The organism is Yimella radicis, assembly GCF_054778255.1.
Map to the genome: position 1 here is coordinate 142,592 of NZ_BAAGZR010000010.1, position 14,891 is coordinate 157,482.

The window sequence follows — 14,891 nt, forward strand, 5'->3', positions numbered from 1 at the left end:
TCAGACGACCGTCAGATCGCCGATGCCGAGCGCACCCACTTGGTCGGCGTACTTATCGGCATCACCGACGAGCACGATCGTCCGAGGCTGCGAACTCCATTGCTGCCAGGCCGAGTTCACGTCCTCGAGGGTCAACGACCGCATGGCCGCGAGGTAGTCGGTGATGAACGAGGTGTCCAGGCCGACGAAATGGAGCGACGCTGCCTCGTCGGCGACCGCGTCCGCAGTGGCGTACCGGGCGGGAGCCGTCATCGACAGGAAATCGACGCCCTCGCGCAGCTCCTCGGCGTCCAGACCGCCGTCGACGCCGTCGAAGATCTCCCCCAGCAGCCGTAACGAATCGGGCGTGGAGTCCGCCCGCACCGAGCCCGCGACGACGAACTGCCCGAAGTCGGACCTCGGTCGGAAACTGCCGCGCATCCCGTAGGTATAGCCCTTCTCCTCGCGCAGCACCCGGTCGATGCGGGCGTGCGGCGAACCGCCGACGGCGTACGACAACACCGGGTAGGGCGCCCACTGCGTGCCGTTCTCGCGGGCCGGGCCCAACCAGCCGAGGTGGATCTCGGTCTGCACCGAGCCCGGACGGTCGACGAAGACGACGCGATTGCGGTCGTCCGCGGGTTGGTCGGATGCGACGTCCAGCGTCGGCGCGGACGCCTGGGAGTGCCAACCGCCCAGCGTCCGGTTCAACGCAGCGAGCATCGTTTGTTCGTCGAAGTCACCCGCCACCACCACGAACGCATCGCCCGGGCGCACCCAGTCGGCATGAAAGCGTGCGCAGTCGTCACGGGTGAGGTCGGCAAGCGACTCGCGCGTTCCCCCGGTGGGCCGGGACAACCGCGACTGCGGGGTGAAGAAGGTACGGACGAACTCCAACGTCCCGCGGTAGCCGGGGTCGGCGAGATCGTGGTCGATCTGCGAGATCCGTTGCAGGCGATGGCGATTCACCTCCTGCTCAGGGAAGGCCGGTTCGGTGAGGCATTCCAGCGCGAGCCCGAAGCCGGTCTCGACGTTGCGGGTGGTCGCTTCGAGGTCGAGCCAGATGCCGTGCTGGGTGACGCCCGCGTGCAGCCCGATGCCGTTGCCCTCGAACAGTTCGGCCATCTCGTCGGCGGAGTGCGATGCGGTGCCCTCGTCCATCGTCCGGGAGACCATCGTCATCACCCCTTCCCGGTCGCGCGGCTCGGCGGCCAACGGAACCGGGAGGTTGAGACGGGTGGAGGTGACGTGCTGTCCCGGGAGCGGATAGAGCGCGACCTGCAGTCCGTTGTCGAGCGTGTGCTCGCTCGCCTGCGGGAAGGTCCACGGCGCGGGCGGGTGCACCTCGGGTCGGGCGGCGTTCATGCTGCGGCTCCCTTCTTGTGGACGACGACAGCTCGGGAGTCGGGCCGCATCCATTCACTCGCGACCCGGCGTACCTCATCGGCGGTGACCGTCGCGGCGTCGTCCAGGTGGGTGTTGATGAACTGCGGGTCGTCGTGCAGCAGCGTCGACTGGCTGATCGTGTCGGCCCGCTCCTCGTGCACGGCGAGCGCCTGCAGCCAGCCGCGTTCGAAGTCGGCGAAGGCTGCCTTCATCTCGGCGCCGGTCGGGCCCTCGTCGGCCAGACGGGTGAGTTCCTCGCAGATGACCTCCTCGACCCGGTCGATGCTCGAGTCCTCGGCCGCGTCCGCTGTCAGCAGGCCGAGCGAGACACCGTCGACCAGACCCATGCAACTGCGCGAGACGTGGGTGGCGACCTGCTCGCTGCGGACGGCCCGCCGGTACAGCCGCGAGGTGGCCAGGCCCGAAAGGATGTCGAACGCCGCCTCGGCGACCAGGTAGTCGCGGGTGTGGTCGGGCGGGAGTCGGAACGCGAGGTAGAGCCGGTCGTCGGGTACGTCGTCCGTGCGCTCGAAACGTAGCGGCGCCGTCAACGGCGGCAACGGTTCCGTGCGCGGGGCGAGCGCGATGTCGGCGCGCGGGATACCGCCGAAGTACTTGTCCGCCAACTCGATCCCCTGTTCGGCACCGACGTCGCCGACCAACGTGAGCACGGTGTTGTTGGGGCCGTAGTGCCGCTTGAAGAAGTCGTGGACGTCGTCCAGCGTCGCCGCGTCCAGATCAGCCATCGAGCCGATCGTGGAGTGGTGGTAGGGGTGGTCCTCAGGGAAAACGAGGCCGTAGAGGTCCTCCAACGCGTGCCCGTACGGCCGGTTGTCGTAGCGCTGTTGCTTCTCCTCCTTCACCACGTCGCGCTGATTGTCCAGGCAGGTCTGCGTGACGGCGTCCAGCAGATAGCCGTGCCGATCGGCTTCCAGCCAGAGCGCGAGATCGAGCACGCCGGTCGGGACGGTCTCGAAGTAGTTGGTGCGGTCGAACCAGGTCGTCGCGTTCAGCCGGGAGCCGTGGCCCATCAGGACGCGCATGTGCTCGCCCTCGGCGACATTGCGCGATCCCTGGAACATCAGGTGCTCGAACAGGTGAGCCAGTCCAGTGCGGCCGGGCGTCTCGTGACGTGAACCCACGTTCACCCACAGGTTCACGGCGACGACCGGGACGCTCGGGTCGGGCGCGACCACGACGCGCAGTCCGTTGTCGAGGGTGTGGTCGTGCACTTCGAAGTCCAAGGGCATGGGCGCCACCCTAAGCGGGTGGAACCGCCGTGCCCTGACGGGCGTCGGGGCAAAAGTCCGGCATTCGTCCTCAGGGGTGAGTTGCCGGGTAACCTGAACCGACGTCCGGCCGGTGCGCCGGACCGCAGATCGTCAACGAAAGTCGGAGACCTGATGAGCACCTCGCACGACCCGCAGTTCGGCAGCCACCCGTCCGCCCCCGCGCACGGCGGTCACGGCGCTCCGGCGCAGATCGTCTGGCAGGACACCTCGCCCGGTGCGACGCCCGCGTGGACAGGCCCGGCCGCCTTCGGCGCCGAGAGCGAGAACCCGCCGGCCGAAGCACCCGCACGCGAGGAACCGAAGTCGCTGTCGTCCGCCTGGGCCTCGTGGTCGCGGACGCAGGAGCCGGCGGCCTCCGATGCTCCCGCCCGGCACGACAGCTTCACGAACGACCGGAATGACCGACGTGATGACGTGCGCGTCGATGAACCGGTGGCGCAGCAGCCGGTCGAGGATTTCGCCTCGCAGGAGCAGGTCGCGCAGGTCGAGCCCGATTCCGACTCCGGCGCCCGGGATCGCGGCGACGAGCAGCGTCCCGATGGTTCGGGCGGAGCTGACTGGAACGGCGCGGCCGCCGGCGGACTCGGTGCCGCGGCAGCGGCCGGAGCCGCGACGCCCGGGGGTTGGGTCAGCCCCGGCTCGGCCCCGACCGCGGACGAGGTTCACCAGGACTGGACCGACCGCAACGGGCAGTTGGCCCCGTCTACACAGGACCCACGTGAAGCACAGGCGCCGGCCCACGAGCCGAACGTCCCGCAGACCTCGCACGAGCAGCACGACCAGCACGAGCACCATGTGCCCGACGAACAGCCCTCGGGCCTGAGCCTGAGCAAGGACGAGAGCCACCGCGACGAACCGAACGACTTCGGTGCCCCGGCGGACGGCCAGGCCACCATGCACCACCGTCCCGACGACGACGACTTCGGCGGCGAGGACCGGCGTGGACAGGACGACGGATCGCAGGGCGGCTACGACCCGTACGCCCGTCCGGCGCAGCAGCCCGAGCCGTTCGGTGGCCACGACGACCGCGCCCCCGGTGAGGTGCACCGCCCGCCGATGGACGGGCCGCAGGCACAGCCCTTCCAGCAGGACGCCTCGTACCCGGCGCAGGGGCAGCCCCAGGGCTATCAGCAGGGCTACCAGCAGGGTTACCAGCAAGGACAGGGCCAGGCCGAGGCGCAGGACGCCTGGTCCGCCCACCACCAGGGACTGGCGGCCGAGAGCCCGATGGCGACCGACCCGTCGGCGGGTGACGCGATCCCGGCACCGCCCGCGAACGATGCCCCGGGCCAGTCCGGTGCAGGCTCCACGGCCACCGACTCCGACGACGATGCACTGACCATCGGGCGTGGACGCGACAACTCGATCGTCCTCGACGACATGTTGGTCTCGCGCAAGCACCTGCGCATCACCGCCGACGACGAAGGACTGCTGTTGGAGGACCTCGGCAGCCGTAACGGCACCTATGTCAACGGACGCCGGGTCGAGCGCTCGCACCTGCAGGAAGGCGACCGGATCGGCGTGGGTGGCACCACGTTCGAGGTGCGCGACGGCTGGCTGGTGACGATCTGATCTCGCGAGACGGAGACCGCTTGTTGATCGATTGTTCGAACCTGCCGCGAGTACGCACATGACCACCACGACCAGGGGGACGGGTCGATGACCGATGTCCGCATCACGTACGGCGAAAACACACGCCGTATCGCCAACAACCAGATCCTGACCATCGGCCGCAGCCGCGACAACGACCTGATGATCACCGACGCGGGTGCTTCGCGCCGACACGCCCAGGTGCGCCGCACGGGTGACCGGATCGAGGTCACCGACCTCGGCTCCTCCAACGGCACCTTCGTCGACGGTCAGCGGATCAGCGGGCCCACGATCGTTGCCGTCGGTGGACGCGTCCAGTTCGGCGGTCTGGATGCGCAGCCGATCGGTGTCGTGATCCGTGACTCGGGTACCACCGGCGGTTCCACGAGTACGCCGATGCCCTCGGCGGGAGCCCGCATGCCCGGTCCCGGCTCACGCCCGGCGACCGGTGGCCCTTCGGGACCGACCGGACCCACGCGTCCCGGCGGTGGTCCGAGCGGACCCTTGCCCAAGCGATTGCCCGCGACCTCGTCGGTGCCTCGCGTCCCCTCTCACACCGGTGTGGTTTTCGACCGCTACCAGTTGCAGGATGCGCTGCGGGCGCCGTCCGACGGTCGCCCGACAGCCTTGAGCGGCGCCGCTCCTCAGGTGCTGGCTCCTGCCGGCGGGCCGGGCGGACAGCGCGGCCCGGGCGGCCCGGGCGGTGCAGGCGTCCCGGGGCCGGGTGCGGCTCAGGGCACGCTGACCATCGGTCGCGGCCTGGAGAACCAGGTCGTCGTCGATGACCTGTTGGTCTCCCGGGTGCATGCTCGCCTGGTGCCGAACGGTGTCGGGTTCGACGTCCAGGACCTCGACAGCCGTAACGGCACGTACATCAACGGTCAGCGGATCACCGCGGGACGCCTCGGCGAGGGCGACCTGCTGGCTGTCGGTCACTCGCGGTTCACGGTGTTGCGCGGTCAGCTCGTCGCCAGCCTCGACGAGGGTGACGTCAACTTCGTCGCCAACCATCTGACCTTCGAGTTGCCGAGTGGCAAGAAGCTGCTGGACGACATCTCGTTCGCCCTCGAAGGGTCCAGCCTGCTCGCGGTCATCGGCCCGTCGGGCGCCGGCAAGTCGACGCTGTTGAAGGCGCTGACCGGTTCGCAGCAGGCGACCGAGGGCGAGGTCTACTACGACGGACGAGACCTGTACGAGAACTTCGACGACCTGCGTCACCGCATCGGAGTGGTGCCGCAGGACGACGTCGTCCACCGCCAGCTCACCGTCAAGCAGGCGCTGCGGTTCGCCGCCGAGCTCCGTTTCCCGGACGACCTCGACAAGCACCTGCGCGACCGCCGGGTCGATGAGGTCATGGGCGAACTCGACCTCACCGCCCACGCCGACACCCGGGTCGACAAGCTGTCCGGTGGCCAGCGCAAGCGCACCTCGGTCGCGCTCGAGTTGCTGACCCGACCCTCGCTGCTGTTCCTGGACGAACCGACGTCCGGTCTCGACCCGGGCCTGGACAAGCAGGTCATGCACACACTGCGCGGCCTGGCCGACGGCGGTCGCACAGTCGTGGTGATCACGCACAGTGTCGCCAACCTCAACGTCTGCGACAAGGTGTTGTTGCTGGCGCCTGGTGGCAAGGTCGCCTACTTCGGACCGCCCGACCAGCTCCTGCCCTTCTTCGGGCTCTCCGACCACGCCGACGTGTTCACTCAGGCCGCCCGCGATCCCGAGGGATCGAAGCAGCGCTTCAAGGCCTCCCCGCTCGAGGCCGAGCAGATCGAAGCACCGCTGTCGGCTCGTCGTCCTGCGCAACGTCCGCTGGAGAAGCCGCCGAGGCAGCAGTCCATCGGTTCGCAGTTGTCGACGCTCGCGCGGCGGCACCTCAAGGTGATCTTCGCCGACAAGGGCTACACCGCGTTCATGCTGTTGCTTCCGGTCGTGCTCGCCGTCCTGGTGATGGTCGTCCCGAGCAAGCACGGACTGGCCACTCCGCCGGCCGATCAGATCAACACCGCCGAACCACGCGTCCTGCTGGTGGTGATCATCGTCGGGGCGCTGTTCATGGGCACGGCGGCGAGCATCAGGGAACTGGTCGGCGAGCGCGCCATCTTCACCCGGGAGAAGGCGGTCGGTCTGTCACCGGCGGCGTACCTGTGGAGCAAACTGGCGATCTTCGGCTTCCTGACGCTGCTGCAGTCGATCGTGCTGGTCGTCCTGGTGACGTTGGTGAAGCCCGGTCCGTCGTCGGCGGTGATGTTCGGCAGCGGACTGATCGAGTTGATCATCGCCACCTGGCTCACCGCATTCTGCGCGGTCGCGCTCGGCCTGTTGATGTCGAGCTTCGTGACGACCAGCGAGCAGGTCATGCCGCTGCTGGTGGTGTCGATCATGACGCAGATGGTGCTGTGCGGTGGCCTGTTCCCTGTCGACGGGCGGGCGGTCATGGAGCAGCTGAGTTGGTTCACTCCGGGTCGCTGGGGGTACGCCGCGGCCGTGTCCACCGTCGGTCTGCAGGACTGGATCCCCGACGGCGAACAGTTCGCCGCCTTCCGTGCCGACGTCGATGACCCACTGTGGTCGCACTCCTCCGGTACCTGGATCCTGTGCGTCGCGATGCTGCTGGTGCTCGCGGCCGTCTTTACCGCGTTGACCCAGTGGCGGTTGCGCAAGACCGCCGACTGATCAGCACCACAAGCAGTCACACACTGGGCAGCCCCACCGACAATTCGGTGGGGCTGCACCCGTTTCGGCACGTATCCTTCTCGGTATGCCCCGTGAAGCCGGCAAGAAGATCATCGCCAACAACAAGAAGGCGCGCCACGACTACCTCATCGAGGAGACGGTCGAGGCCGGCCTGGTCCTCATGGGCACCGAGGTGAAGAGCCTGCGCATGGGGCGCGCCAACCTCACCGACGGTTTCGCCGGCGAACGCAACGGCGAACTGTGGTTGGAGAACGTCACCATTCCCGAATACCTGCAGGGCACCTGGACCAACCACTCGGCCAAGCGCCGCCGCAAGCTGCTGATGCACCGCGCCGAGATCGACAAGCTGATCGCCAAGTCGCGCGAGTCCGGGCACACGCTCATCCCGCTGTCGCTGTACTTCCTCGACGGCAAGGCGAAGGTCGAGATCGGCCTTGCGAAGGGCAAGAAGCTGCGCGACAAGCGGCAGTCGCTGCGCGAACGGCAGGACAACCGCGAAGCCGAGCGGGCGATGTCGAACGCGTTCAAGCGCGGTCGCAGGTAGGCGCGATGAAAAGGCGCACGGCAGGAACGGTCATGGTGGCCGCGCTCCTGCTCGCGAGCTGCACCTCGGGGCCACCCGGCACCGGCGAATCCTCACCCTCAGGCTCTGGCGGGTCCTCACCGTCGACCGCGCCGTCGACCACAGCGGCAGGCTCCGACTCCCCCAGGCTCACCGTCCGGCCGGTCGCCGGCGGGCTGGAGAACCCCTGGGATCTTGCGTTCCTGCCGAGCGGCCAGATGTTGGTGACCGAACGTTCGGGCGGCCTGTCCCTGCTGTCCTCGACGCGGCCCGGGGCACAGCGCACACCCGTCGCTGCCGACCTCGACTCTCTGAACGCACGCGGCGAGGGTGGTCTGATGGGTCTGGTGCTGATGCCGGACTTCGCGACATCGCGTCAGTTCCTCACCTGTGAAACCCACCGCGAGGTCGACATCCGTCTCGTCGTGCGGAAACTCTCGCCGGACGGTCGCAGTGCTGACCGCGTCCGCGATCTGTTGACCGGGCTCCCTGTTGCCGGCAGCGGACGTCACTCGGGCTGCCGAATGGACTACGGCACGGACGGCATGTTGTACGTCGGCACCGGAGATACGGCGGATGCCGCTGTGCCGCAGGACCGCTCGAGCCTCGGCGGGAAGGTGCTGCGGATCGATCCACGCACCGGCGGAGCGCCTGCGGACAACCCGTATGCGTCCTCCTCGAATGCCGGCGAGCGTCTGGTGTGGACGTACGGTCACCGCAACGTCCAGGGCGTGGCCGTACGCGGGTCACGGGTGTACGTCGCCGAACACGGACCCGACAAGAACGACGAGATCAATTTGCTGCGCAAGGGCGCCAACTACGGCTGGGACCCCAGCAAGGGCGGTAGCCAGGACGACTACGACGAGTCGGTGTCGATGACCGACACCGACCGCTTCCCCGACGCGGTGCCGGCCGTGTGGTCGTCCGGCGACATGACAGAGGCGATCTGTGCGGCGACCTTCCTGACCGGCAAGCAATGGAAGAACTGGGACGGCGCACTCGTCACGACGGCGCTCAAAGGTTCGAAACTCCTTGTGTTGCAACTTGATTCATCGGGGACCAGGGTGGTCTCGACACAGGCCCCGAAGCCGGTGAACGAGGCGTACGGACGCCTTCGTGCAGCCCGTCAGGGTCCGGACGGCGCGTTGTACGTGACCACCAGCAACGGCAGCGACGACCGCGTCCTGCGGATCAGCGCCGGCTGATCAGCCGATCCAGCTGCGCGGGTCGACGGCCTGTCCGTCATTCAACGTCGTGTAGTGCAGGTGACAACCGGTGGACCGACCCGTGGTGCCGACGTACCCCACCAGCTGACCCTTCTTCACCGTGCCGCCACGGACGGCGAAGGCCGACAGGTGCTCGTACATCGTGGCGAGGTTGACCCCACGGACGAACCCGTGGTCGACGACCACGTAGTTGCCGGCCACGCTGTTGTAGGTCGCGGTGACCACCTCGCCGGCGGCGGACGCGTACACCGGCGTCCCGCAGGCCAGGGCCCAGTCGACGCCGGCGTGCAGCATCCATACCTTCAGCACCGGGTTGTTACGCATGCCGAACTCGGACACGATCGAACTCGGTGACGCGGGCGGCTCGAGGAAGCCGCTGCCGCGGCTGGGCGCACGCGGCGAAGCGGCCGGTGGCGGCACGGCCATGCGTGCCTGCCGGGCCGCCTTCGCGCGGGCTGCGGCGCGCGAGGCCAGCACCCGGCCCAGGCGGGAGGACTCGCCCTTCTGCCAGGCCAGGAGCTTCAGGTCGGCCTTGCGCTGCCGTTCGAGGGAGTCGCGCTGGGTGATCTGGGTGCGTCGCAGTGACTCCAGGCGGGCCTTAGCGGACCGCGCGTTGTTGCGAGCAGTCGTCGCCGCGGTCACCGCGGTGCCGGCCTGCACCTTCAGCCGGGCGACTCGCCGGCTGGCAGCACCGAGCCGGTTGATCGCAGCGGTCTTGGACGCCTTCTCCCCCGCCAGGCTCGTCAGGACGCCGTTCTGCTGGCGCATCACGATGTCGGCCAGTGACATCGTCTCCGACGGGTTCTTGCGACTCATCAGGATCTGCAGCGTGAGGTCGAAGGACCCCAGACCACCGGTCATGTAGCTCTGCCGCGCCACACCACCCACCAGACGTTTGGTCCTGACCTGATTGGTGTTGATCGTGGTCAGGTCACCGCGGGCCCGACGCTCCTCGGACTGCGCGATCTTGAGCTGGCTGTTGACACCCTTGAGGTGGTTCTCGGCGCCGGTGAGCGCCTTCTGCTTGGTGCCCAGGTCGGTACGTGCCTTCGCCAGCAGGCCGTCGGTGCGACGCAGCGCGTCCGAGGCCGCGATCAACTGACGACTCACGGCGTCGAGCCCGCCGGCCGTCGCGATGATCTGCCGGTCGATCTTGGCCTTCTGGTCGCCGGGATCGTCCGCTGCCGCGTTTGCCCCGCCGGGAACGAGCATCATCAGTGCCGCGATGGCTGCACCGCGTCGCAGGGTCGGGCGCAGACCTCGTTCAGTTCGCTCCACGTCGCTTGTGCCTTTCTGCGTCACACCTACACCCTCACCACACGGCGCAGGCTCAACCATGAGACGAGGATGGACAACACGACGGCTCCACCCACCAACCAGGGTAGGACCTGCCACACCTCGTCCGCACCGATGAGCGCAATAACGTCACCCCCGCGACCCTCGGCCGAAAACAGATCGGCCACGCCCTTGACGACCAGCAGCCACAGCGCCACCCCGGCCAGCACGGCACCAACTAGAGCAGCCAGGACCACCTCGATGATGAACGGCAGGTAAATGGTCGTGGCCGAGGCGCCGACCAGGCGCATGATCTCGACCTCGCGCCGTCTGCTGAACGCCACTTGTCGCACCGTCGTACTGATCAGCAGGATCGAGCACAGCACCATCAGCGCCGCGAGACCGACGGCTGCGACGCTGAGCACACCGAGCAGCTTGAAGAAGGTGTCGAGCACCTTGCGCTGGTCGGTGATCGCCTCCACCCCGGGCGATCCGTCGATGGCAGCCACCACCTCGGCGTAACGGTTGGGGTCGGACAGCTTCACCCGGAAGGACGCGGGCATCGAGTCCGGGCCGACGTCACTGAGGTACGGGCTGTTCTTGAACTGCTGCTTGAACCGTTCGTAGGCCTGGGCGGCGGACTCGTAGTGGATCTCCTCCACCAAAGGCTTCATGCTCTCCAGGTCTCGCTTGACCTGGTCGCGTTGAGCCGGCGTCACCGCGCCGTCGACGCACGAGGCGGCCGCCGAGGAGTCCTTGGTGCACATGAAGATCGAGACCTCGACCTTGTCGTACCAGTACCCCTTGGCCATCGTGACCTGCTTCTGGGCAAGCAGACCGAGACCGAGGAAGAACATCGACACCATCGTGACCAGCACGACGGAGATGATCATCGACATGTTGCGGCGCAGGCCCCCACCGACCTCGCCGAGCATGAAACGCAGTCGCACCTCAGTCCACCAACCGTCCGCGCCCACGCCGTTCGTCCGGCTGAGGTTCGGCCAGGTAGCTGCCGAGTTGTTCGTCGCGCACGAGTTCTCCGTTGTGCAGTTCGATGACCCGCTTGCGGAACAGATCGACGATGCGCTCGTCGTGGGTGGCGACCACGACGGTCGTCCCGGTCTTGTTGATCCGTTCCAGCACCTTCACGATCTCGGTGCTGGTGTCGGGGTCGAGGTTGCCGGTCGGTTCGTCGGCCAGCAGGATCTGGGGCTTCTTCACCATCGCGCGCGCGATCGCGACGCGCTGCTGCTCGCCGCCGGACAACTCGTGCGGGCGCCGTTTGGCCAAGCCGTCCAGCGAGACCAGTTCGAGGATCTCGGGCACCATCTGCTTGATCCGGTGCCGCTTGGTGCCGAGCACCTGCAGAGCGAACGCGACGTTCTGCGCGACGGTCTTGTTCTCCAGCAGACGGAAATCCTGGAAGACGACGCCGATGTCCCGGCGCAGTGGCGGCACGTGCCGGTCGGGCAACGTACGCAGGTCGCGGCCCGCGACCAGGATCGCGCCCTGGGAGGCAGTGATCTGGCGGGTCATCAACTGCAGCATCGTCGACTTGCCGGAGCCGGAGGTCCCGATGAGGAAGGCGAAGTCGCCGCGCCCCACGTCGATCGAAACATCGGACAACGCCGGTTCGGCGCTGCCTGCGTACCGCTTGGTGACGTTCTCGAAGGTGATCATGCGGGTTCGAGCAAGGCCTCACGTCGGTCGGATGGTGCGGCCGCAGCGAGATGCTCGCCGAGGCATCGCCACCGTACGCCGCGGTAGCGTCCGACCCCGGACGGCACGCCGGACGCCCGGCCAAATGGCGCTGCGGCATGGTCCTGACGCATGGGCAGGTCTACCCATGGTGGCGGCCGAACCGCGTCCGGCGTGGCCACGGCTCGATTCGCCTACGCCGGGGGTGCGTGTTCGTGAATCCGTCCGGCACTCGGTTGATTACCGCGGGCCACACCGGCGGTGGCATGACCGTTCGTTCGGTGGCGACCGGCGCGACCCAGCCAGTGGTGCCCGCCGACGCGTGCCTGCCGCGGAGCGAGGCGGACTCAGCGTCGTTCATCGCCGAGTGCAAGGGGGATCGGCTCGGACATCCATCGATGTCCGAGCCGATTGTCGTGCAATCACTCGCGAAAAACGCTGTGCGTCAGTCTTTTTCGCCGGTGCGCTTCCAGCGGATGCCGGCCTCGATGAAAGCGTCGATCTCGCCGTCGAAGACCGCCGAGGTGTTGCCGGTCTCCTGCTCGGTGCGCAGGTCCTTGACCATCTGGTACGGGTTCAGCACGTACGAGCGCATCTGGTCACCCCAGCTCGCGGTGGAGTCGCCCGCCAGTTCCTTGCGCTGTGCGGCCTCCTCCTGACGCTTGAGCAACAGCAGTCGGGACTGCATGACGCGCAGGGCGGCGGCGCGGTTCTGGATCTGGCTCTTCTCGTTCTGCATCGAGACGACCACACCGGTCGGGATGTGCGTCATGCGCACCGCCGAGTCGGTGGTGTTGACGCTCTGGCCGCCGGGGCCGCTGGAGCGGAAGACATCGATCTTGAGCTCGTTCTCGGGGATCTCGATCGAGTCGGTCTGCTCGATCAGCGGGATCACCTCGACCGCGGCGAAGCTGGTCTGGCGTCGGCCCTGGTTGTCGAACGGGCTGATCCGCACCAGGCGGTGGGTGCCGGCCTCGACCGACATGTGGCCGTACGCGTAGGGCACGTTGACCTCGAAGGTGGCCGACTTCAGGCCGGCCTCCTCGGCGTAGCTGGTGTCCATCACCTTGGTCGGGTAGCCGTGACGCTCGGCCCAGCGCAGGTACATGCGCATGAGCATCTCGGCGAAGTCAGCGGCGTCGACACCACCCGCTCCGGCGCGGATCGTGACGACGGCCTCGCGCTGGTCCCATTCGCCGTTCAACAGGGTGCGCACTTCGAGTTCGCCGACGGCCTTGCGGATCGAGATCAGCTCACGCTCGGCTTCGGCGAGGGTGTCGGCGTCGTTCTCCTCGGCGGCCATCTCGACCAGCACCTCGAGGTCGTCGATGCGCTGGTCCATGGTCTCGATGCGCTCGATCTCGGAGTTGGCGCGCGAGAGAGCGCTGGTCACCTGCTGCGCCTTGTCGGGGTCGTCCCACAGATCGGGGGCGCCGGACTGCTCCTCGAGGTCGGTGATCTGAGCCCGGAGCGCGCCCATGTCGGTCACGTCGCTCACCGACTTCATCGTCGCGCGAAGTTCCTTCAGTTCCACCGCAAAATCAACAGCCACAGTCGGCAAGCCTACGGCAGTGCCGCGCACTTGCCGAACCTACTGATGCGCGCCGAGCCCACGTGGCAGACCCAGTGGGTTCGGCACTCACGGTCGGACGATGGAACGTGCTCGTGACTCGACGGTCACCGATACCTCGGTGCCGAGGAACGACAGGAAGCCCCCGGTGATCGGCGGCCGGACGAGTGCCTGGACGCGTACGACGGCCGTGTTGTTGCCCGGTGCCGAACCGTTCACCACCTGCCAGGCCTGGACATTCGTCGGCACCTCCTGCCGGGACAGGCTTCCCTGCGCTGTTTGGCCCACTCGTGCGTCGGTCAGTGGCACTCCTCCCGCCAGCCCGCCCCGGTACACCGATCCTTCGTCCACGCTGTCGGCCGCTTCGAGGGCCGCGGAGTCGGCTGCGTTCAGCACCCGCATCTTGGCCAACTGAACTGCCGTGACGTCGATGCCACCCACGACAAGGAGGCCGAGTATCGCGAACAGTCCGGCCGCGAGGACGAGGATGCGTCCGCCTTCGGGGTCTCGCTGCAGACGGGTGACGAGCGCGCGCACGAGCCACCTCATTCGCGGTACTTCCCTACCGATTCGACGTGAGTGCTGGTCATGCGCACGGAGGTGGGAACCACTGCCCCGAGGAAATCGGGCACCAACGGGAGATCGACGTCAACAGCGGTGCGCACGGTGACCTGGGCGCCACGGGTCAGGCACGGCGATGCTGAGCAGGCGACCGTCATATCGCCGCTCAGACCATGATCGGCGAACACCAACGCCGCCCCTGCATCGGCGCGTCCGGCCGCGCTCGCGTCGTCCGAGGCGGTGACGTACATGCGGCCGGCTTCGCGCGCCGCCCCGGAGACCGCGTAGGCCCCGGCCTGCATCCTGGACAAGGTGATGACCAGATAGAAGACCGGCAGTGTGAGCAGCACACCGACGACGAGGAACTCCAGCACGGCGCTGCCGCGTTCGGGTTCCCGCAATCGAACGCGTATCCGCTCGACCAGCGTGCTCAGAGCATGCCTCATTGCGCCTCCGCGTACGCCCGCCCGGACACTTCGAGCCCGCCTGGTGGACCGAAAGGCCCGAGCACCGGAAGTTGCGCACGCACCTTGATCACGACGACGCGCGCACCGCCTTCGGTCGTCTCACTTGCACTCACGTCGCCGGAGAACCGGTCGTCCAAAGCTTGATCGATCAGGCCACGGGTTCGATCGGCACCGGCAGCCGGTGTCGAGTCGGCCCGAGCACCGTAACGGGCACCCTCGACGGCGTACGCCGTCAAAGAGTTGCGCACGAACAAGGCGAACCCCACCTGGAACGCACCGAGGAAGAGCACGACCAGTAAGGATCCGACCATCGCGAACTCCGCGACGGCGCTGCCCCGTTCGCGATCGGACTCATTTGCCGCCGTTGACGCCGTGGATGGCATTGTCGAACAAGCTGGTGAGCTGAGGCTGGGCGAACTGCCAGATCGCGGTGACCAGTCCTGCGGTCATCAAGGTGATCAGAACCCAGCCCGGCACGTCGCCGCGCTCACCCTCGACGCGCAGCTCGACCACTCGGCGCAGCATCCGGTCGGACATCCTCTGCAGAACGCTCATTGTTCATACCTCCGTGTTTTCCCTTGAGACACA

The 14,891-nt window shown here is 67.7% G+C and carries 14 protein-coding genes; 4 read left to right on the plus strand and 10 right to left on the minus strand.

Annotation, left to right across the window (positions count from 1 at the left end):
* Both ACYU8W_RS10155 and ACYU8W_RS10160 read right to left on the minus strand, forming a co-directional pair.
* Window positions 1-1,344 carry a M16 family metallopeptidase gene (locus ACYU8W_RS10155; RefSeq protein WP_499468771.1) on the minus strand — a complete coding sequence of 448 codons (1,344 nt, stop codon included), beginning with the start codon at window positions 1,342-1,344 and terminating at the stop codon, window positions 1-3.
* The gene (locus tag ACYU8W_RS10160) at window positions 1,341-2,615 is read right to left on the minus strand and encodes a M16 family metallopeptidase (protein ID WP_499468773.1); all 1,275 of its coding nucleotides are present in this window, start codon (window positions 2,613-2,615) and stop codon (window positions 1,341-1,343) included. The genes ACYU8W_RS10155 and ACYU8W_RS10160 overlap by 4 nt, the downstream gene beginning before the upstream one ends.
* 153 nt (window positions 2,616-2,768) lie before the next feature.
* Between ACYU8W_RS10160 and ACYU8W_RS10165 the strand changes: the two genes are divergently transcribed.
* The 4 genes from ACYU8W_RS10165 (at window position 2,769) to ACYU8W_RS10180 (ending at window position 8,711) form a co-directional block, all read left to right on the plus strand.
* Complete coding sequence (locus ACYU8W_RS10165) at window positions 2,769-4,229, plus strand: FHA domain-containing protein (RefSeq protein WP_499468775.1); 1,461 nt, start codon at window positions 2,769-2,771, stop codon at window positions 4,227-4,229.
* Between the two features lie 87 nt (window positions 4,230-4,316).
* Window positions 4,317-6,923 (plus strand): FHA domain-containing protein, encoded by a 2,607-nt coding sequence (locus ACYU8W_RS10170; protein ID WP_499468777.1) that lies wholly within the window; start codon window positions 4,317-4,319, stop codon window positions 6,921-6,923.
* Window positions 6,924-7,008: 85 nt separating this feature from the next.
* Complete coding sequence (smpB, locus tag ACYU8W_RS10175; RefSeq protein ID WP_499468778.1) at window positions 7,009-7,488, plus strand: SsrA-binding protein SmpB; 480 nt, start codon at window positions 7,009-7,011, stop codon at window positions 7,486-7,488.
* 32 nt (window positions 7,489-7,520) lie between these two features.
* A complete protein-coding gene (locus ACYU8W_RS10180; RefSeq protein ID WP_499468780.1) occupies window positions 7,521-8,711 on the plus strand; it encodes a PQQ-dependent sugar dehydrogenase in 1,191 nt (396 codons plus the stop codon).
* Here the strand turns inward: ACYU8W_RS10180 and ACYU8W_RS10185 are convergent, their stop codons facing one another.
* The 8 genes from ACYU8W_RS10185 to ACYU8W_RS10220 all read right to left on the minus strand — a co-directional run bounded on the left by ACYU8W_RS10185 (window position 8,712) and on the right by ACYU8W_RS10220 (window position 14,858).
* Window positions 8,712-10,010 (minus strand): peptidoglycan DD-metalloendopeptidase family protein, encoded by a 1,299-nt coding sequence (locus tag ACYU8W_RS10185; RefSeq protein WP_499468782.1) that lies wholly within the window; start codon window positions 10,008-10,010, stop codon window positions 8,712-8,714.
* A gap of 26 nt (window positions 10,011-10,036) precedes the next feature.
* Complete coding sequence (ftsX, locus tag ACYU8W_RS10190) at window positions 10,037-10,957, minus strand: permease-like cell division protein FtsX (protein WP_499468784.1); 921 nt, start codon at window positions 10,955-10,957, stop codon at window positions 10,037-10,039.
* A 1-nt stretch (window position 10,958) separates the two neighbouring features.
* Window positions 10,959-11,687 (minus strand): cell division ATP-binding protein FtsE, encoded by a 729-nt coding sequence (ftsE, locus tag ACYU8W_RS10195; RefSeq protein WP_499468786.1) that lies wholly within the window; start codon window positions 11,685-11,687, stop codon window positions 10,959-10,961.
* Window positions 11,688-12,150: 463 nt separating this feature from the next.
* The gene (gene prfB / locus ACYU8W_RS10200) at window positions 12,151-13,257 is read right to left on the minus strand and encodes a peptide chain release factor 2 (RefSeq protein ID WP_499468788.1); all 1,107 of its coding nucleotides are present in this window, start codon (window positions 13,255-13,257) and stop codon (window positions 12,151-12,153) included.
* A gap of 87 nt (window positions 13,258-13,344) precedes the next feature.
* Window positions 13,345-13,824 (minus strand): pilus assembly protein TadG-related protein, encoded by a 480-nt coding sequence (locus ACYU8W_RS10205; protein WP_499468790.1) that lies wholly within the window; start codon window positions 13,822-13,824, stop codon window positions 13,345-13,347.
* Complete coding sequence (locus ACYU8W_RS10210; RefSeq protein WP_141927827.1) at window positions 13,821-14,282, minus strand: pilus assembly protein; 462 nt, start codon at window positions 14,280-14,282, stop codon at window positions 13,821-13,823. Before ACYU8W_RS10210 ends, ACYU8W_RS10205 begins: the two co-directional genes overlap by 4 nt.
* Entirely contained in the window at window positions 14,279-14,686 is a 408-nt protein-coding gene (locus ACYU8W_RS10215) for a TadE family protein (RefSeq protein ID WP_129627333.1), read from the minus strand. Before ACYU8W_RS10215 ends, ACYU8W_RS10210 begins: the two co-directional genes overlap by 4 nt.
* Window positions 14,655-14,858, minus strand: coding sequence for a hypothetical protein (locus ACYU8W_RS10220; protein ID WP_499469103.1), 204 nt, complete (start codon window positions 14,856-14,858; stop codon window positions 14,655-14,657). Before ACYU8W_RS10220 ends, ACYU8W_RS10215 begins: the two co-directional genes overlap by 32 nt.
* Window positions 14,859-14,891: the final 33 nt, after the last annotated feature.

What these genes read in the sequence shown, in the direction of transcription:
- ACYU8W_RS10205 (WP_499468790.1), bottom strand. Translation starts at nt 13,824, where the DNA reads ATGAGGTGGCTCGTGCGCGCGCTCGTCACCCGTCTGCAGCGAGACCCC.
- smpB (WP_499468778.1), top strand. Translation starts at nt 7,009, where the DNA reads ATGCCCCGTGAAGCCGGCAAGAAGATCATCGCCAACAACAAGAAGGCG.
- ACYU8W_RS10170 (WP_499468777.1), top strand. Translation starts at nt 4,317, where the DNA reads ATGACCGATGTCCGCATCACGTACGGCGAAAACACACGCCGTATCGCC.
- ACYU8W_RS10180 (WP_499468780.1), top strand. Translation starts at nt 7,521, where the DNA reads ATGGTGGCCGCGCTCCTGCTCGCGAGCTGCACCTCGGGGCCACCCGGC.
- ACYU8W_RS10220 (WP_499469103.1), bottom strand. Translation starts at nt 14,858, where the DNA reads ATGAGCGTTCTGCAGAGGATGTCCGACCGGATGCTGCGCCGAGTGGTC.
- ACYU8W_RS10155 (WP_499468771.1), bottom strand. Translation starts at nt 1,344, where the DNA reads ATGAACGCCGCCCGACCCGAGGTGCACCCGCCCGCGCCGTGGACCTTC.
- ACYU8W_RS10210 (WP_141927827.1), bottom strand. Translation starts at nt 14,282, where the DNA reads ATGAGGCATGCTCTGAGCACGCTGGTCGAGCGGATACGCGTTCGATTG.
- ACYU8W_RS10165 (WP_499468775.1), top strand. Translation starts at nt 2,769, where the DNA reads ATGAGCACCTCGCACGACCCGCAGTTCGGCAGCCACCCGTCCGCCCCC.
- ACYU8W_RS10215 (WP_129627333.1), bottom strand. Translation starts at nt 14,686, where the DNA reads ATGCCATCCACGGCGTCAACGGCGGCAAATGAGTCCGATCGCGAACGG.
- ftsE (WP_499468786.1), bottom strand. Translation starts at nt 11,687, where the DNA reads ATGATCACCTTCGAGAACGTCACCAAGCGGTACGCAGGCAGCGCCGAA.
- ACYU8W_RS10160 (WP_499468773.1), bottom strand. Translation starts at nt 2,615, where the DNA reads ATGCCCTTGGACTTCGAAGTGCACGACCACACCCTCGACAACGGACTG.